The 17,920-nt window shown below is 63.0% G+C and carries 16 protein-coding genes; 11 read left to right on the top strand and 5 right to left on the bottom strand.

From position 1 onward, the window contains the following. Positions 1-11: 11 nt before the first annotated feature. Genes sufC through WDS16_RS09920 form a run of 4 tightly spaced genes read left to right on the top strand, consistent with a single transcriptional unit; the run spans position 12 to position 2,936 of the window. The gene (gene sufC, locus WDS16_RS09935; protein WP_338892401.1) at positions 12-788 is read left to right on the top strand and encodes a Fe-S cluster assembly ATPase SufC; all 777 of its coding nucleotides are present in this window, start codon (positions 12-14) and stop codon (positions 786-788) included. A 2-nt stretch (positions 789-790) separates the two neighbouring features. Next, a complete protein-coding gene (locus WDS16_RS09930) occupies positions 791-2,080 on the top strand; it encodes a cysteine desulfurase (protein WP_338892399.1) in 1,290 nt (429 codons plus the stop codon). Position 2,081: 1 nt separating this feature from the next. Then, positions 2,082-2,546: a Fe-S cluster assembly sulfur transfer protein SufU gene (sufU, locus tag WDS16_RS09925; RefSeq protein WP_338892397.1), complete on the top strand. Its 465-nt coding sequence runs from the start codon at positions 2,082-2,084 to the stop codon at positions 2,544-2,546. Positions 2,547-2,558: 12 nt separating this feature from the next. Continuing rightward, positions 2,559-2,936, top strand: a complete 378-nt coding sequence (locus WDS16_RS09920) for a metal-sulfur cluster assembly factor (protein ID WP_338892395.1) — start codon at positions 2,559-2,561, stop codon at positions 2,934-2,936. A 6-nt stretch (positions 2,937-2,942) separates the two neighbouring features. Here the strand turns inward: WDS16_RS09920 and WDS16_RS09915 are convergent, their stop codons facing one another. From WDS16_RS09915 to WDS16_RS09905, 3 genes are read right to left on the bottom strand one after another with little or no spacing between them, the layout of a single operon-like run. Next, on the bottom strand, positions 2,943-3,887 hold the full coding sequence (locus tag WDS16_RS09915; protein ID WP_338892393.1) for a Ku protein: 945 nt from the start codon (positions 3,885-3,887) through the stop codon (positions 2,943-2,945). Between the two features lie 51 nt (positions 3,888-3,938). After that, positions 3,939-5,057 (bottom strand): lycopene cyclase family protein, encoded by a 1,119-nt coding sequence (locus WDS16_RS09910; protein WP_338892391.1) that lies wholly within the window; start codon positions 5,055-5,057, stop codon positions 3,939-3,941. Continuing rightward, positions 5,054-5,842 carry an SDR family oxidoreductase gene (locus WDS16_RS09905; protein WP_338892389.1) on the bottom strand — a complete coding sequence of 263 codons (789 nt, stop codon included), beginning with the start codon at positions 5,840-5,842 and terminating at the stop codon, positions 5,054-5,056. Before WDS16_RS09905 ends, WDS16_RS09910 begins: the two co-directional genes overlap by 4 nt. A gap of 175 nt (positions 5,843-6,017) precedes the next feature. Here WDS16_RS09905 and WDS16_RS09900 point away from each other — a divergent pair, with 175 nt between their 5' ends. Both WDS16_RS09900 and WDS16_RS09895 read left to right on the top strand, forming a co-directional pair. Further along, entirely contained in the window at positions 6,018-7,649 is a 1,632-nt protein-coding gene (locus WDS16_RS09900; RefSeq protein ID WP_338892387.1) for an ABC-F family ATP-binding cassette domain-containing protein, read from the top strand. 173 nt (positions 7,650-7,822) lie between these two features. Then, positions 7,823-8,056, top strand: a complete 234-nt coding sequence (locus WDS16_RS09895; RefSeq protein ID WP_068368392.1) for a helix-turn-helix domain-containing protein — start codon at positions 7,823-7,825, stop codon at positions 8,054-8,056. On the opposite strand, the gene WDS16_RS09890 is transcribed toward WDS16_RS09895, so the two are convergent. Together WDS16_RS09890 and WDS16_RS09885 are read right to left on the bottom strand one after the other, a co-directional pair. Further along, positions 8,053-8,628: a helix-turn-helix domain-containing protein gene (locus WDS16_RS09890; RefSeq protein WP_338892385.1), complete on the bottom strand. Its 576-nt coding sequence runs from the start codon at positions 8,626-8,628 to the stop codon at positions 8,053-8,055. The two genes, WDS16_RS09895 and WDS16_RS09890, sit on opposite strands and share 4 nt — an antisense overlap. Before the next feature lie 122 nt (positions 8,629-8,750). Next, on the bottom strand, positions 8,751-11,561 hold the full coding sequence (locus WDS16_RS09885; protein ID WP_338892384.1) for an aconitate hydratase: 2,811 nt from the start codon (positions 11,559-11,561) through the stop codon (positions 8,751-8,753). 325 nt (positions 11,562-11,886) lie between these two features. Here WDS16_RS09885 and WDS16_RS09880 point away from each other — a divergent pair, with 325 nt between their 5' ends. The 5 genes from WDS16_RS09880 (at position 11,887) to WDS16_RS09860 (ending at position 17,865) form a co-directional block, all read left to right on the top strand. Beyond that, positions 11,887-12,438: a DUF6676 family protein gene (locus tag WDS16_RS09880; RefSeq protein ID WP_338892382.1), complete on the top strand. Its 552-nt coding sequence runs from the start codon at positions 11,887-11,889 to the stop codon at positions 12,436-12,438. Positions 12,439-12,856: 418 nt separating this feature from the next. Beyond that, positions 12,857-14,350 carry an NlpC/P60 family protein gene (locus WDS16_RS09875; protein ID WP_422395773.1) on the top strand — a complete coding sequence of 498 codons (1,494 nt, stop codon included), beginning with the start codon at positions 12,857-12,859 and terminating at the stop codon, positions 14,348-14,350. A gap of 145 nt (positions 14,351-14,495) precedes the next feature. Next, the gene (locus tag WDS16_RS09870) at positions 14,496-15,887 is read left to right on the top strand and encodes an AAA family ATPase (RefSeq protein WP_338892380.1); all 1,392 of its coding nucleotides are present in this window, start codon (positions 14,496-14,498) and stop codon (positions 15,885-15,887) included. Beyond that, complete coding sequence (locus WDS16_RS09865) at positions 15,884-16,876, top strand: DUF58 domain-containing protein (protein WP_338892378.1); 993 nt, start codon at positions 15,884-15,886, stop codon at positions 16,874-16,876. The genes WDS16_RS09870 and WDS16_RS09865 overlap by 4 nt, the downstream gene beginning before the upstream one ends. Continuing rightward, the gene (locus WDS16_RS09860; RefSeq protein WP_338892377.1) at positions 16,873-17,865 is read left to right on the top strand and encodes a VWA domain-containing protein; all 993 of its coding nucleotides are present in this window, start codon (positions 16,873-16,875) and stop codon (positions 17,863-17,865) included. The genes WDS16_RS09865 and WDS16_RS09860 overlap by 4 nt, the downstream gene beginning before the upstream one ends. Positions 17,866-17,920: the final 55 nt, after the last annotated feature.

The following is a 17,920-nucleotide window of genomic DNA, read 5'->3' as shown; positions in this document are numbered from 1 at the left end:
AAGGAAACGTCATGTCCACGCTTGAAATCCGCGACTTGCACGTCAGTGTCGCAAACTCTGACGCCACCGCAGATCCGATCGACATCCTCAAGGGAGTCGACCTGACGGTCAAGTCCGGCGAAACCCACGCCATCATGGGTCCCAATGGATCCGGCAAGTCCACGTTGTCCTATGCGATCGCTGGACACCCTAAGTACACCATCACCTCGGGGACCATCACCCTCGACGGCGAGAACGTTCTCGACATGAGTGTCGACGAGCGCGCTCGCGCAGGCTTGTTCCTCGCGATGCAGTATCCCGTCGAGGTGCCCGGCGTGTCGATGTCCAACTTCCTCCGCACGGCCGCCACTGCGGTGCGTGGAGACGCTCCGAAGCTTCGCCTGTGGGTCAAAGAAGTGAAGAACGCGATGGGCGAGCTGGAGATCAAGGACGAGTTCGCCGACCGTAGCGTCAACGAAGGGTTCTCCGGTGGAGAGAAGAAGCGCCACGAGATCCTTCAGCTCGGTCTGCTCAAGCCCAAGATTGCCATCCTCGACGAGACCGATTCAGGGCTCGACGTCGATGCGCTCCGCGTGGTGTCCGAGGGAGTCAACGCATACAAGGAGCGTGAGGACGGCGGAGTTCTGCTGATCACGCACTACACGCGAATCCTGCGCTACATCAAGCCGGACTTCGTACACGTCTTCGTCGGCGGCAAGATCGTTCAATCCGGCGGAGCAGAGCTCGCCGACGAGCTCGAGTCGAATGGCTACGCCGGATTCACGCAGGCTGCAACGACCGGAGCGTGACCATGGCCAGCCCTGCGCCAGCAGCCCTGCACGAGAGTGCATTCGACGTCTCGTCGGTCCGAGCGGATTTTCCGATTCTGGCTCGGACAGTACGCGATGACAAACCGCTGGTGTACCTCGATTCGGGTGCAACGTGTCAGCGTCCGGTGCAGGTGTTGGACGCCGAACGTGAGTTTCTTCTGACGTGCAACGCCGCTGTCCACCGCGGTGCGCATCAACTCGCGGAGGAAGCCACCGACGCGTACGAGGGCGCTCGCGCGCTCATCGGATCGTTCGTCGGTGCACATATCGACGAGTTGGTGTTCACCAAGAATGCGACCGAGTCGCTGAACCTGATCGCCTACGTTCTCGGAGACGATCGCTTCGACCGTCATGTCGGGCCCGGTGATGAGATCGTGATCACCGAGCTGGAGCATCACGCGAATCTGGTTCCCTGGCAAGAACTTGCTCGGCGTACCGGGGCGACCCTGCGCTGGTACGGCGTCACCGAGGACGGGCGGATCGACCTCGACTCGCTCGAGTTGACGGACGCGGTGAAGGTTGTCGCATTCACTCATCAGTCGAACGTCACCGGCGCCGTGGCACCTGTCGAGGAACTCGTGCGTCGTGCGCGTGCGGTGGGTGCGTTGGTTGTCCTCGACGCCTGCCAGTCGGTTCCGCACATGGCTGTCGACTTCCACGCTCTCGATGTCGACTACGCTGCGTTCTCCGGTCACAAGATGCTCGGACCGTCGGGCGTCGGTGTGCTGTACGGCAAGGCTGCGCTGCTCGATGCGATGCCTCCGTTCATCACCGGCGGGTCGATGATCGAGACCGTCACCATGGAAAAGACGACGTACGCGCCGCCGCCTCAACGATTCGAGGCAGGAGTGCCGATGACGTCGCAGGTCGTCGGGCTTGGCGCTGCAGTGCAGTACTTGGACAAGATCGGCATCGAGGCCATCGCAGCGCACGAGAAGTCGCTCGTGGCAGCAACTCTCGCCGAATTCGACGCAATCGACGGGCTCCGTGTGATCGGACCGAACGACAACGTGAACCGCGGTTCTGCCGTGTCCTTCGTCGTCGACGGTATCCACGCCCACGATCTCGGCCAGATCCTCGATGACGAGGGTGTAGCGATACGCGTCGGACACCACTGCGCGTGGCCACTGCACCGCTGGTTCGGTGTTGCAGCAACCGCGCGCGCGTCGTTTGCGCTGTACAACACCGTCGACGAGGTAGCGGTTCTCGCCGACGCGATTCGGCGTGCACAGCGCTTCTTCGGGGGGACCCGCAGCACAGGAGAGGCCTGACATGCGAATGGAACAGATGTACCAGGAAGTGATCCTCGATCACTACAAACATCCGCACGGGCGCGGCCTCCGTGAACCGTTCGGTGCCGAGGTCCATCACGTCAATCCGACGTGCGGCGACGAAGTGACACTGCGTGTTCACATCGACACCGATGGCATCGTCGCCGACGTCTCCTACGACGGCCAGGGATGTTCCATCAGCCAAGCGGCCACGTCCGTTCTCACCGACCAAGTGGTCGGGCACTCGGTAGAAAGAGCACTCGAAATCGTCGAAGCGTTCAGTGCGATGGTCGGGAGCCGGGGTAACGTCGAGGGGGACGAGGACGTCATCGGTGACGGGATCGCCTTCGCCGGAGTCTCGAAGTACCCGGCACGCGTCAAGTGCGCACTGCTCGGGTGGATGGCTTTCAAGGACGCAGTTGTTCGAATAGAAGAAGCTCTGCACGAAGAACCCGCACGATCGTAGAGGACTGCAAGCATGACCGAAACACCCGTTACAGGAACACCCGAGACCGCGCCGGTGTCACTCACCGCCGAAGAGATCAAGGTCCTCGAGGACCTCGAAGAGGCGATGCGCGACGTCGTCGATCCGGAACTCGGCATCAATGTCGTCGATCTCGGCCTGGTGTACGACATCAAGATCGACGACGAGGACGTCGTCACAGTCGACATGACCTTGACCTCGGCGGCCTGCCCGCTCACCGATGTCATCGAGGATCAGGCTCGTGGCGCCCTCGTGCGCAGCGGTCTGTGCTCCGACCTCAAGATCAACTGGGTCTGGTTGCCGCCATGGGGCCCGGACAAGATCACCGACGACGGCCGCGAGCAGCTCAGGGCGCTCGGCTTCACCGTCTGACGGATTTCAGGCGCCTTTGCGTTCGGCGGTCTTCTTGGCGGGTGTCTTCTTTGCCGGGGCCTTCTTTGCCGGTGTCTTTCTGGCCGCGGTCTTCTTGGCGGGTGTCTTCTTTGCCGGGGCTTTCTGCGCGTCCGTCTTCTCGGTCGACGCCGAACTCTTCGCGTTCTTGCCTGCCGCTTCCACACTTCGCTGCAAGGCCGCGACCAGGTCGACTACCTCCGCGTCTTCTCCGTCGTCGGAGGACTCTTCCTCGGTGCGGATGACCTTCTCACCACCGTTGGCGATCGTGTCGTCGATCAGTTTGCGAAGTTCGATCTGGTAGTCGTCGGTGTACTCGGTCGGATCGAAGTCCGAGGACATGCTCTCGACGAGCGACGTCGCCATCTTCACTTCCTGCGGGCGGGCGTCAGGCGCGTCGTCGAGTGACGGAAACTCCGCGGCGCGGACCTCGTCGGGCCAGAGCAGAGTCTGAATGACCAACACATCGTCCCGTACGCGTAGTGCAGCGAGCCGTGTCTTCTGCCGCAGCGTGAAATGAACCAGTGCTGTGCGTTCGGTCTCCATGAGCGTCTCGCGTAGGAGTACGTACGCCTTCGGTGACGACGAATCCGGCTCGAGGAAGTAGCTTTTGTCGAACAGGATCGGGTCGATCTGGTCGGTCGGGACGAATTCCAACACCGGGATCTCGTGCTTCTCGGCGGCTGGCAGCTTGTCGAAGTCTTCGTCGGTGATGATCACCCGTTCGCCGTCGGGGGAGTCGTACGCCTTGTCTATGTCGGCGAACTGCACCGACTTGCCGCATTCGGAGCACACGCGGTCGTATTTGATACGACCGCCGTCCTTCGCATGCACCTGGTGGAATCTGATGTCGTGTGTCTCGGTAGCTGAGTACACCTTCACCGGGACGTTGACGAGCCCGAAGGCGATCGAGCCCTTCCAAATGGAACGCATGGGGTTCATGATTCCCGAGATACGTGTCTCAGTCGACCCATAGCTCGAAATTCACCGCCCCAACACAGTCCTCGCGATGGCGAGACGAGCCGCGGACGGCAGGGCCGGAAACATCCTGGTCATGGCGAGCGCAGTACCCGTCGCATCGGATCGGCCGGACAGGTACGACCTCTGCAGTGCCACCGGCAGGTCGAAAAAGCTCGCGAAGAAGTGCGGCACCAACTCGGGATCGAGGCCGAGGGCGGTACGAAGCCCCAGATTCCGCAGACGCTGAACGGTCCACGTGGAGAACGTGCCGACATGTTTTCCTTGTCGTAGCGCGTCGACGACACTGTCCGCCGCCGCCAAGGAGGCAGCGACGCTGTATCCAGTTGCAGGATGCATCATCGATGATCGTGCGCCGAACCGCACCGAACCCTGATCGGAGCGTGTACGCGGTGGCGGTTGGACCGGAAAGCGGACTCGTTCGACAGGCTCGGTGCCGGACAGCGTCAATCCCCGATTCGCCAATCGCGTGTTCAGTCTTCGCTGCAGTTCCCGGTAGTGAAGTGGGGGTCTGCCGACCAGACAGGTCTCTTCGAGCAGCAGCTTGTGTCCGTCGAGCGGGACGGCATACAGAAAGCTGGGCACAGCCGAGGTCGCGGCGCCGTTGTCGTATCGCCAGTCCATGAACCACGCACCCGCGCCCTCCAGGAGCGGCTCGGCCTGCTCACGGTCGACCACGACGCCATACGCCGTCTGTTCCGCCAGTCCGGTCAGACCCATCGAACCCCGAGCATCGACGACGGTCCGGCCTCTCAGTTCCCGACCGTCGGTGAGGCGGACCGAAGTGGACGCCACCGACACGGCAGTGCCCGCCAGCACGCGAACCTTCTCGGTCTCCAGAGATTTTTGCAGCGCAGCTGTATCGAGTACGCAGTACGTCCGATCGATCGGTTGCCGCTTGGTCGTGAACGCGGCGGGCATGTCGGTGATGGAACCGACCACCGATGTCGGCAACCACTCCGGGAGTTCATCGGCCCAAGCAGAATAGGTCGGCGTCCATTGCCGATCCGGATGGGTATCGACGGCGATGACGTCCATGCCCGCGACCGAGGCTCGGTTGCTCAGGGCTCGGCCCGCCGGTCCGAGCCCTACGACAACGAGGTCGGCGGACAGCAGTCGGTTCACAGTCCGCCGGTTGCCAGCAGGCCGCCGTCGACTCTGATCGTTTCGCCGGTGATCCATGACGAAGAGTCGGACACCAGGAATCCGACAAGGCTAGCGACGTCCTCGGGAGTCCCGAGACGCTGCATCGGGTACACGGCAGCGGCCTTGTCCTCACCCGCCGCGACGAGAGCTTCGGCGAACTTGGTCTTCACGACGCCTGGCGCGACCGCGTTGACACGAATCGTGGGGCCGAGTTGCCACGCGAGTTCCTCGGTCAACCGGATCAAAGCGGCTTTGGACGCTCCATAGGCGGCGATGACGCCGGTCGAACGCAACCCGGCGACGCTCGCCAGGTTGACAACTGCGCCACCGTGCTGGCCCATCCATCCGCGATAGGCCTCCTGCACGAACCCGAGTGTCGCTACGACATTCGTGTCGAAGATCTTCTTGACCCCGTCGAGGTCAGCGTCCATGAGCGATCCGTACACCGGATTGATGCCGGTGTTGTTGACGAGGATGTCGAGGGAGCCCAACTGCTGAACCGTCCGATCGACTGCGTCGCGACGAGAGTCGGCGTCACCTGCGTTGCCCGGCAGATCCAGAACCTCGGCCCCGTCAGGGGCGCCCGCGAGCAGATCGCGTGCGGCCTCCGCGAGCGCTTCAGGCTTACGGGCGGTGATGGCCACTTTTGCGCCTCGGCTCAGCAGCTCGGCCGCAATTGCCTTGCCGATTCCGCGACTGGCTCCTGTGACAAGTGCAACTCGGCCGGTCAAATCCCTGTTGTGTGCAGTGTTCGCAGCGGTCATGCGCGAGACGTTACCGGTGTCACGGCTGTTCGTGTCCGGAGCACACCGTTGGAGGGGCTAAAATGAGTGGTTGCTTGGGACCCTGAACCATAGTCTTCTCTTTCTGGCAGCCAGCCAGTCGGGTTTTCGGCCCTGACACTTCTGCACTTCATCCGCAATCGCTAGGAGCCCCCGCGTGATCACCGCCACCGACTTGGAAGTTCGTGCCGGTGTCCGCACGTTGCTCTCGGCCCCGGGACCTGCGCTTCGCGTGCAGGCCGGCGATCGGATCGGGCTCGTCGGGCGCAACGGCGCAGGCAAGACGACGACCCTGCGCATCCTGGCAGGCGAAGGCGAGCCGTACGCAGGTTCGGTCGTCCGTACAGGCGATCTGGGCTACCTGCCTCAGGACCCGAAGGAAGGCGACCTCGACGTACTTGCCAAGGATCGTGTGTTGTCTGCGCGGGGTCTCGACACGCTTCTCCATAAAATGGAGAAGCAGCAGGCGCTGATGGCCGAGGTGGCCGATGAGGACCGACTCGATCGTGCGGTGCGCAAGTACGGCGATTTGGAAGAGCGATTCGCTTCCCTCGGCGGATACGAGGCCGAAAGTGAAGCGGCGCGCATCTGCAACAGTCTCGGACTCGCCGATCGCATTCTCGCGCAGCCCCTGCGAACGCTCTCCGGCGGACAGCGACGACGCGTCGAACTCGCCCGCATCCTCTTCGCTGCGTCCGACGGCAGCGGCGGACGCAGCGACACCACGTTGCTTCTCGACGAGCCCACCAACCACCTCGACGCGGACTCGATCACCTGGCTGCGCGGATTCCTTCAGAGTCACGAAGGCGGCTTGATCGTCATCAGCCACGATGTCGAACTGCTAGGCGACGTGGTCAACCGGGTTTGGTTCCTCGACGCCGTCCGCGGTGAAGCCGACATCTACAACATGAACTGGAAAAAGTACCTCGACGCACGCGCAACGGACGAGCAGCGTCGACGTCGCGAACGTGCAAACGCGGAAAAGAAGGCCGGCGCCTTGCGCGTTCAAGCCGCAAAGATGGGCGCCAAGGCCACCAAAGCTGTTGCAGCGCAGAATATGGCCAAGCGTGCAGACAAATTGATGGCCAACCTCGATGCCGAGCGGGTGTCCGACAAGGTTGCCCACATTCGCTTTCCCGATCCCGCACCCTGCGGTAAGACGCCACTCATGGCCAAGAACCTCACCAAGATGTACGGGTCACTCGAGATCTTCGCCGGCGTCGATCTCGCCATCGACAGGGGGAGCCGCGTAGTAGTCCTCGGTCTCAACGGTGCAGGTAAGACCACGCTGTTGCGGATCCTTGCAGGCACAGAGAAGGCCGACACCGGAGAGATCGAACCCGGCCACGGAATGCGCGTCGGATACTTCGCGCAGGAGCACGACACACTCGACGACAACGCGTCCGTGTGGGAGAACATTCGTCACGCAGCGCCCGACACCGGCGAGCAGGAACTGCGATCGTTGCTCGGGGCGTTCATGTTCACTGGACCTCAACTCGAGCAGCCGGCGGGGACGTTGTCCGGCGGCGAGAAGACACGTCTTGCTCTCGCCGGGCTAGTGTCCTCGGCTGCGAACGTGTTGTTGCTGGACGAGCCGACCAACAACTTGGATCCGATCTCACGTGAACAGGTCCTCGACGCTCTCCGTAGCTACAAGGGTGCGGTCGTTCTCGTCACTCACGATCCCGGTGCTGCCGAGGCACTCTCGCCCGAGCGCGTGATTCTTCTTCCCGACGGCACCGAGGACCACTGGTCGCAGGAGTACCTGGAGCTCATCCAGCTGGCGTGATCGCTACCGGATATTCAGCTGTTCGCCCGTGGAGGGGGTCTGTGTCATCTACCCTTTAGCACCAGGGGGGAATTCGGTGAGTGAAGAGCCACCGGGTCGGGATCGAAGGCTCCGCAAGCGGAGTTTCAGATCGCTCCGCGGGCTCCGCTCCAGCGTCGCTGACTGGAGGACCTATGGCGCGGTCGAATGCACCGTCGTACGTGAAAGGTGCTCGGATCACGGGTGATTCACGCGACCGACTGCAATCCACCCTCAAGGAACTCTACGAGGCCGGCGCCAGCATCAGATCGTTGGCAGACCGGACCGGGCGATCGTACGGATTCGTCCACAAGGTGCTCGCCGAGTCCGGTACCGTCCTGCGATCACGGGGCGGCCCGAACCGCAAGAAGGCGGGAGTACAGCCCTAGCTCGCCGAGTCCGGCTTTCGAACTGATTCCTCGACGAGATCGAGAACTGCGGACAGATTCTGTCCGCCCTGCCCCGACGCAATGCGTGCGACCAGTCCGTCGAGGATCAAGTCGAGATAGTCGACCATCACTTCCTGCGCCACGTCGTCGCGCAATCGACCTGCTGTCTTCTGACGCTCGAGTCGTGCGGCTGTTGCATCGGTGAGCTCGGCCGACTGCTCGGCCCAACTCCTTCTGAAGTCGAGATCGGTGCGGAGTCGTCGGGCGATCTCGAGCCTGGTACCGAGCCACTCGAATCGGTCTGGTTCCTCGAGCATGTCCCTCATAACCTGGACGAGACCTTGGTTCGATGCCACCTCGGCCATCCGACGCGCATCCTCCTGCGCGAGCGCGAGAAACAACCCATCCTTGTCCTTGAAGTGGTGGAAGATCGCTCCGCGGGACAACCCGGTAGCTTCTTCGAGGCGCCGAACCGTTGCGCCTTCGTATCCGAACTCGCCGAAGCATTTGCGTGCGCCGTCGAGGATTTCGCTCCGCCTCGCGGCCAATTGGTCTTCACTGACCTTCGGCACTGTGTGTTGTCCCCACTCTCGCTGAGATGTCCTTCGAATGACGATGGACCCGGAAGAGACATGTCTTTTCCGGGTCCATCGTCATCCGAGAAGGATCAGTACATCGAACTGGTAAAGCCCGATCAGCCCCTGATCATGTTGCGGAGCACGTACTGCAGGATGCCGCCGTTGCGGTAGTAATCGGCCTCGCCGGGGGTGTCGATACGGACGACTGCGTCGAATTCGACCGTGCTGCCGTCGGTCTTGGTAGCTGTGACAGCCATCGTCTTCGGCGTGATGCCCTCGTTCAGCTTCTCGACCCCGACGATGTCGAAGGTCTCGGTGCCGTCGAGCTTGAGCGACGCTGCGCTCTCGCCGACCGGGAACTGCAGCGGAACGACGCCCATGCCGATCAGGTTGGAGCGGTGGATACGCTCGAACGACTCGGTGATGACGGCCTTGACTCCGAGGAGCGAAGTGCCCTTCGCCGCCCAGTCACGCGAAGAACCCGAACCGTATTCCTTGCCGCCTAGTACGACGAGCGGGATGCCGGCGGCCTGGTAGTTCTGCGACGCGTCGTAGATGAACGACTGCGGTCCACCGTCTTGCGTGAAGTCGCGGGTGTAGCCACCCGAGACGTCGTCGAGGAGCTGGTTCTTGAGACGGATGTTCGCGAACGTTCCGCGAATCATGACCTCGTGGTTTCCGCGACGCGATCCAAGCGAGTTGTAGTCCTTGCGTTCCACACCGTGCGAATCGAGGTACTGCGCAGCAGGCGTGCCTGCCTTGATCGGGCCTGCGGGGCTGATGTGGTCGGTGGTGACCGAGTCGCCGAGCAGGGCGAGGACGCGGGCGCCCTTGATGTCCTTGACCGGAGCCGGATCCATCGTCATGCCGTCGAAGTATGGAGGCTTCCGCACGTAGGTGGACTTCGGATCCCATTCGAAGGTGTCACCCTCGGGAGTGGAGAGGTTCTGCCAACGGCTGTCGCCGGCGAAGATCGTCTCGTAGGACTTGCTGAACATGTCCCGGCTGATCGACGACTTGATCGTGTCCTCGATCTCCTGCGACGACGGCCAGATGTCCTTCAGGAACACGGGGTTGCCCTCGTGGTCGTTGCCCAGAGCGTCTGTCTCGAAGTCGAAGTCCATCGTGCCCGCGAGACCGTAGGCGATGACCAACGGAGGCGAGGCCAGGTAGTTCATCTTCACATCGGGGGAGATGCGGCCTTCGAAGTTGCGGTTGCCCGACAGTACTGCGGTGACCGACAGGTCGTTGTCGTTGATCGCCTTCGAGATCGGCTCGAGCAGCGGGCCGGTGTTGCCGATGCACGTCGTGCAGCCGTAGCCACCGAGGTAGTAGCCGAGCTTCTCGAGGTACGGCCACAGGCCGGCCTTCTCGTAGTAGTCGGTGACCACCTGCGAGCCGGGCGCCATGTTGGTCTTGACCCACGGCTTGGTCGAGAGGCCCTTGTCGACGGCGTTGCGGGCGAGCAGGGCTGCGCCGAGCATGACCGACGGGTTCGAGGTATTGGTGCACGAAGTGATACCGGCGACGACGACAGCCCCGTGATCGAGTACGAACTCGCCTGCTTCGTCGGTGATGACGCGAACAGGCTTGGTCGGGCGACCTTCGGAACCGTATGCAGCCGACCGCACGTCGACTGAATCTTCTTCCGCGAAGCTCAGCGATGCGGGATCGCTGGCAGGGAACGACTCGTTGAGGGCCTCGTCGAGCTTGCTGTCACCCTCGTGCGCCGGGTGGTTCTCCTCGACGTAGTTGTGGATGTCCTTGCGGAAGGCAACCTTGGAGTCGGACAACAGGATTCGATCCTGCGGACGCTTCGGCCCTGCGATGGACGGAACGACCGTGTTGAGGTCGAGCTCGATGTACTCGGAGTACACGGCTTCGTTCTCGGGGTCGTGCCACATACCCTGTTCCTTCGCGTACGCCTCGACGAGTGCGAGCTGCTCGTCGCTGCGGCCGGTGAGGCGCAGGTAGTTGATGGTCTCTTCGTCGATCGGGAAAATCGCTGCCGTAGAACCGAATTCCGGGCTCATGTTGCCGAGCGTGGCGCGGTTGGCCAGCGGAACCTCGGCTACGCCCTTGCCGTAGAACTCGACGAACTTGCCGACGACACCGTGCTTGCGCAGCATCTCGGTGGCGGTCAGAACGACGTCGGTTGCCGTGACGCCTGGCTGGATCTCACCGGACAGTTTGAAGCCGACGACGCGGGGGATGAGCATGGAGACGGGCTGGCCGAGCATGGCTGCCTCGGCTTCGATGCCGCCGACGCCCCAGCCGAGAACGCCGAGTCCGTTGACCATCGTGGTGTGCGAGTCGGTTCCGACGCAGGTGTCAGGGTATGCCTGGCCCTTGCGGGTCATGACGGTCGGTGCGAGGTACTCGATGTTGACCTGGTGGACGATGCCCATGCCGGGAGGGACCACTTTGAAGTCGTCGAATGCGCCCTGGCCCCAGCGCAGGAACTGGTACCGCTCGCCGTTGCGTTCGTACTCGAGGTCGACGTTGCGCTCGAGTGCGTCGGCGCGACCGAATACGTCGAGGATCACCGAGTGATCGATGACCATGTCTGCGGGGGAGAGAGGATTGACCTTGTTCGGGTCGCCACCAAGGGTAGTGACAGCCTCACGCATGGTGGCGAGGTCGACGACACAGGGGACACCGGTGAAGTCCTGCATGATGACACGTGCAGGTGTGAACTGGATTTCGATGCTCGGATCGGCCGAGGGGTCCCACGACGCGATCGAACGAATGTGGTCGGCGGTGATGTTGGCACCGTCTTCGGTGCGAAGGAGGTTCTCCGCGAGGACCTTCAATGCGTAGGGCAACTTCTCGGCGCCAGGCAAGGCCGACAGACGGAAGATCTCGTACGAGTTCTCTCCGACTTCGAGGGTGCCCTTTGCACCGAATGAATCATTACTGGCGGTCACTTCAGCTCCACTCGTCTTGAGGCACACCGCCGACAGGGCTGTGTCGACGGATGAAGCGAGACTCATCCTCGCGCAGCTTTCGCCGCGGGTGATCATCTCGTGGTCGAGTCTAACAGTACGCTTGTCCTGTTGAAACGAAGGGCAGCCTACATTGCAGTACGCTGCTTTCGCACTCCCGATTGTCGTGCAGTTCCGACACCTTCGCAATGCAGGGGAGCCTCACTCGAAGACGATCGCCTTCGGCTGGGTGCACGCGGCCGGTGCGACGAGTGACGTAGGGTTCGTCTCGCCCATAACGCGACGCTCTTCGACTGGAACTTCTGTGATGCCTGAACCGATACTCGCTTTCGTTCCCTTGTTGGCCGACGTGCCACCCGGGATCGACGTCGACGACATCGTGGCCGACGTAGCGGCGACGGGTGTCAGTGCGCCCGCATCGCTCGAAGGCGATCTGCAATCGGCCGTCGCCCGCGCCGAGGAGCATGGGATCGACCTGTCCATCATCGTGGTGGAACGAGATCCGCGGCACGACTCGCAGTTGCGCGACCTCGCGACCGCAGTGGGAGCCGAGGACGGTGGCACCGTGCTGGTGCTCAGCCCCGGCCAGGTCGGATCCTTCAGCGACAGTGTCAGCCGCGTGACCCTGGAGGCGGGACAGGATCGGACGTACACCGGAAATCCTGTGCTGGCCGCAGACAACTTCGTCGACACCTTGGTGGGCCCCCAGACTCCGTGGACGCTGATCACTGCCGTGGTGATTCTGATCGTCGCTGGGTGCGGTGCGGCCACCGCGTTCGCCAAGGTACGTCGCCGGGCGCGCGCGGAAGAGTCGAATCGAGTCCAGTCCACGACCCGTGAGACCACAGAGCCACACTGACGACCTGCTCGATCGATCTGCCCCCGACGTTTCCGTTTGTCGGGGGCATTTTTGTGTCCGACCGAAAAAAGTCGAAAAAACTGTTTCCGGCAAATGCCGAGATCAGCGCGTTTTCGCAGGTCGAATTACAAATGTGTCGTTTGTGACTGGAGTTTCCTTAGTGTGCAAAGTGTCGTACGGTGCCATTGGCACTGCTGGGGAAGGAGTGTCGCAGAGGGCACAGGTCTATCCGGGGCGACCCGGGAGGCCAGTGCTTCGGGTGTGGCTGACGTGGCACACCCGTCGTGTTGCTGCGCGCTTTCTCCCTGCCCGGCGAATGCGACGGTGACACCCGGATCGAGGTGTCGACGATCCGCTCGTCCGGCGTCGAAGCTTCCTCACAGGAGCATCGCGAGTGCCGGGACCGAGGGAGACATTTGTGAGGCGAAGGACATTCCGCGGCAGTCGCCGCAGCGCGTTCTCGAACACAGCTCGAGCACTGATATGTGCAGGTGTCGTCGTCGCACTGATGGGTGCGGTGTCCGGTACTGCGGCGGCCGTGCCGCCACCCCCTCCCAACCCGTCGGACTCCGACATAGCCGCGGCGGGTTCACGCGTCGACGAGCAACTCGGTGCAGTCGGTCAGCTGATCAACCAGGTTGCGGCGGCGAATCAGCAGCTTGCCCAGCTCGACGCCGAAGTCGCCATCAGGCGCGAGGACGTCAACAAGGCCCTGGTCGACCTCCAGAACGCGCGTGATGCCGCGGATATCGCAGCTCAGTTCGTCGTGACCGCCCAACAAGCCCTCGCCGACGCCGGCACGCAGATTCAAGCTGCTCAGCAGAAGTTCAACGAGTTCGCGGTCTCCAGCTACACCCAGGGAACGGGCGTGGCGTCGGTGTCCTCGTTCCTCGGGTCGAACGGGCCCGAGGACGTTCTCGACCGCGCGCAGGTGCTCAAGGTCCTGTCGAACAGCCAGAACGCTGTGCTCGACGGACTTCAGCGAGCACGCACCGAGCAAGCCAACAAGGATTCCGCAGCGCGCGAATCCAAGCAGCAGGCCGACGCCGCTGCAGCGGAAGCCGACGCGCAGAAGGTCCAGGCAGAGCAGGCCATTGCTACTGCCCGTGCCGCATTGCAAGCGCAGGCCGACCAGAAAGCCGCGATCGAATCGCAGCGAGATGCTGCGCAGAGTCAGCTTGACGTGGCGCGGACGGATGTCGCCGGTCTGGAAGGACAGCGCGTCGCGTACTCGGCGTGGGAGCAGCAAAAGGCTGCCGAGGACGCCGCCATTGCGGCAGCCGCCTCTGCAGCGCGCGACGCGGCCGTGCAGGCAGCTGCGCGAGTGGCAGCGAATCAGGCGGCTGCGGCCGCAGCCGCCGCGGCCGCAGCAGGGCAGCGATCGCACACCGACATCGACGGAACGGAGTCCGACTCGGAAACGGGCACGACGACGCCGACGACGCCGAAGAAGCCGCGCAGTTCCACCCAAACTCCGTCTGTGACCGGAAGTGCAGCAGTCGAACTGGCTATCGACCGCGGTATGTCACAGCTCGGCGTGCCCTACTCGTGGGGTGGCGGTGACGAGAACGGCCCCACGAAGGGAATTCGAGATGGTGGGGTTGCCGACAGCTTCGGCGACTACAACAAGGTCGGCTTCGACTGCTCGGGCCTGATGATCTACGCGTTCGCCGGACTCGGAATTTCGTTGCCGCACTACACCGGTTACCAGTACACCGCGGGCAAGCAAGTGCCGTCATCGGATATGAAGCGCGGAGACATGCTGTTCTACGGACCGAACGCCAGCCAGCACGTCGCGCTGTACCTGGGCGACGGCAAGATGCTGGAAGCGCCACAATCCGGCAGCGTCGTCAAGGTCTCGCCAGTGCGGTACGACGGGATGACACCGTACGCAGTTCGGATGGTTTCCTGACCCTTGGCCTCGCGTGCTCTCGGCTTAGGGAAGGTACGACTAGGCTCGCGAGCGAACGCCGGTAGCCTGGGGTGGGACTGTCGGCGCGTGTAGTTCATTGCCTTGAATCCAGGGGCAGCGGACCTGCAAGGACGTGCCCCCCAACATGTCGAGTGAAAGCGGTGGATTCTTGGTGGCATCACGTGACAGCAGTGTGTCGGACAGCAGCGTGTCGAATGGCAGCAGCGAGTCGAATGGCAGCACGTCGGACAGGGCTGGGGCCAAAGGCGGCAGCGCACCCGTGGGCGGTGGTTCGGGATCTGCGGACGTGACCGGGCTCGCCCAGGACGTTCAGATCCTCGAGAAGGCCGTCTACGAAGTGAAACGCGTGATCGTCGGTCAGGACCGACTGGTCGAACGCATCCTCGTAGGATTGCTGGCGCGTGGGCACGTTCTACTCGAAGGTGTTCCCGGTGTCGCCAAGACGCTGGCCGTGGAGACGTTTGCCAAAGTCGTCGGCGGGTCGTTCTCGCGGGTTCAGTTCACTCCTGACCTTGTGCCGACCGACCTCATCGGTACTCGTATCTACCGCCAAGGTCGTGAGGAGTTCGACACCGAACTCGGTCCCGTCGTCGCCAACTTCGTCCTTGCCGACGAGATCAACCGCGCTCCCGCCAAAGTGCAGTCCGCGTTGCTGGAAGTCATGGCCGAGCGGCACGTGACCATCGGCGGTAAGACCTTCCAGATGCCTGATCCGTTCCTGGTGATGGCCACTCAGAACCCGATCGAAAACGAAGGTGTCTACCCACTTCCGGAAGCACAGCGAGATCGGTTCCTTTTCAAGATCGTGGTCGACTATCCCTCGGTGGAAGAAGAACGCGAGATCGTCTACCGGATGGGAACTGCGGTCCCGACGCCGAAGCAAATTCTCGACCCCGAAGAGCTAGTTCGTCTGCAGACGGTGGCGAGCACAGTCTTCGTACACCACGCGCTGGTCGACTACGTTGTCCGCGTCATCGCCGCCACACGAACGCCGGAGCAGCTGGGCCTCGACGATGTCGCGAGCTGGATTGCCTACGGAGCGTCGCCCCGTGCGACGCTCGGAATCATCGCGGCCTCGCGAGCGCTGGCGCTGCTGCGTGGTCGTGACTACGTCGTTCCGCAGGACGTGCTCGAGGTGATTCCGGACGTTCTTCGCCATCGACTCGTGCTGTCGTACGACGCGCTTGCCGACGAGGTCACCCCCGAGGACGTCATTACGAGAATCCTGCAGACCGTCGGGCTCCCGCAGGTTGCCCCGCAAGCCGTGGTGGGTGCCCCGCAGCCTCCGCTTCCTCCGCAGGGGCAGCCGAATTACCAGGGTCACCCGAACCAGCACGGCCAGCCGAATCACCAGGGGCAATTTTCTTATCCGAACCAGCCTGCCGCTCCCGGCCAACAGCCCGGCCCGGGTCAGTTCGGCGGCAACGCAGCACCCCAGGGTCACAACGGCCCAGCGGCGCCTTCGCTCGACAAGTCGACAGTCAACGAGTCGACTGCAGGTAGCCAGAAGCAGTGAGCGGGGCATCAGCCGATGGTTCGGCAGGCCGTCACGACCCGAGACCGCCGTCGTTCCGAAGCGGTGAGCTGCGCGATCCATCTCTCGGGGCTGCCCTTCGGACCCTGGAACTGACGGTCCGTCGGCGCCTGGACGGTGTACTGCACGGGGACCATCTCGGACTGATACCAGGGCCTGGATCAGAACCGGGCGATGCCCGTGAATACCAACCAGGCGACGACGTCCGGCAGATGGACTGGTCCGTCACCGCGCGCACGACGCACCCTCACGTTCGCCAGTCCGTCGCGGATCGAGAGCTCGAGACCTGGATGGTGCTCGATCTGTCCTCGAGTCTCGATTTCGGAACCACCGGATGCGAGAAACGCGACCTTGCTGTTGCAGCGGCCGCAGCGATCACTCATCTGACCAGTGGCGGCGGAAACCGCATCGGTGCAGTCGTGGCCACCGGCGCGAAAACGACACGTATCCCTGCCCGCGGAGGACAGGCCCACAGGCAGGCGATGCTGCGCGAAATCGCCACGACGCCGAGCGCTCCCGACGGGGTGCGGGGGGATCTTCGAGGTGCCATCGAGTCGCTGCGACGACCTCAACGTCGCCGTGGTATGGCGGTGATCATCAGCGACTTTCTCGGCCCCATCGACTGGGAACGTTCGCTACGCGCGATCGCTGCGCGCCACGACGTCCTGGCCGTCGAGGTCGTCGACCCTCGCGACCTCGAGTTGCCCGACATAGGAGATGTGGTGCTGCACGACCCCGAATCCGGGCGCACCCGCGAATTCAGTACGACACCGCAGTTGCGTGCCGACTTCGCCGAGGCGGCGCATGCACATCGACAAGATGTCGAGCGGGTGTTGCGTCGATGCGGCGCCCCCCGGCTGACGCTTCGAACCGACGGTGACTGGATTGCGGATGTCGTGAGGTTCGTGTCCGCGCGTCGACATACCCTCGGTGCGAGCGCGGTCAACACGGCACGGGCGGGTCGCCGGTGAGCCTGTCGGACTTCGCCTCTCCCTGGTGGCTGCTCTTCCTGCTGGTCGTCGTTGCCCTTGTCGTCGGCTACGTGGTGGTCCAGCGTCGTCGGCAGAAGCACACGTTGCTTTTTTCGAACATGGAGCTGCTGGAAACTGTCGCGCCGACGCGTCCTGGGTACTGGCGCCACGTTCCGACAGCGCTGGTCCTGGTCGGGTTGATGTTCCTGACAGTTGCGCTGGCCGGTCCGACATCGGATCAGCGAGTCCCGCGCAATCGTGCGACGGTCATGCTTGTCATCGACGTGTCGTTGTCCATGGAGGCAACCGACGTCGAGCCGTCGCGCCTAGCCGCTGCGCAGGAGGCAGGAAAGTCGTTCGCCGACGGGCTGACTCCTGGAATCAACCTGGGGCTCGTCGCCTTCGCAGGCACTGCCTCGGTGTTGGTGTCGCCCACCGCCAACCGCGAGGCAACGAAGGCTGCGATCGACAAGCTGCAGCTGAGCGAACGGACAGCGACAGGCGAGGCGATCTTCACGTCGCTGCAGTCGATCGACACACTCGGAGCTGTGCTGGGTGGGGGCGACGCGGCTCCTCCTGCACGCATCGTTCTGTTGTCCGATGGAAAACAGACCGTTCCGGAGAACCCTGACGATCCTCGCGGGGGTTACACCGCCGCACGGTCGGCAGCGGAGAAGGACGTCCCGATCTCGACGATCTCGTTCGGTACCAGCTACGGCACCGTCGACATCGAAACCGAGTCGGGGTCCGAGCGTGTTCCGGTGCCGGTCGACGACCCCTCGCTTCGGGAGATCGCCGCCCTGTCCGGTGGAAGTTTCTTCACTGCGTCGTCACTGGAAGAACTTCGGGCCGTCTACGACACGCTCGAAGAACAGATCGGCTTCGAAATCACCCGCGGGGACGCGAGTAGGCCATGGTTGATTCTCGGAGTTCTTTTCACAGCAGCAGGATTGGGCACGGCACTGGTGCTGCGTCAAAGATTGCCCTGAATCGCTGTCACTACTCACCAGTAGGTTTCACTTTGTCATCGCAGAACGAACAGAT

This window comes from Rhodococcus sovatensis (genome assembly GCF_037327425.1).
Taxonomy (GTDB): Bacteria; Actinomycetota; Actinomycetes; order Mycobacteriales; family Mycobacteriaceae; genus Rhodococcoides; species Rhodococcoides sovatense.
The sequence above is the reverse complement of the archived record's forward strand: the minus strand, read 5'-3'. Positions and strand labels throughout refer to the sequence as shown.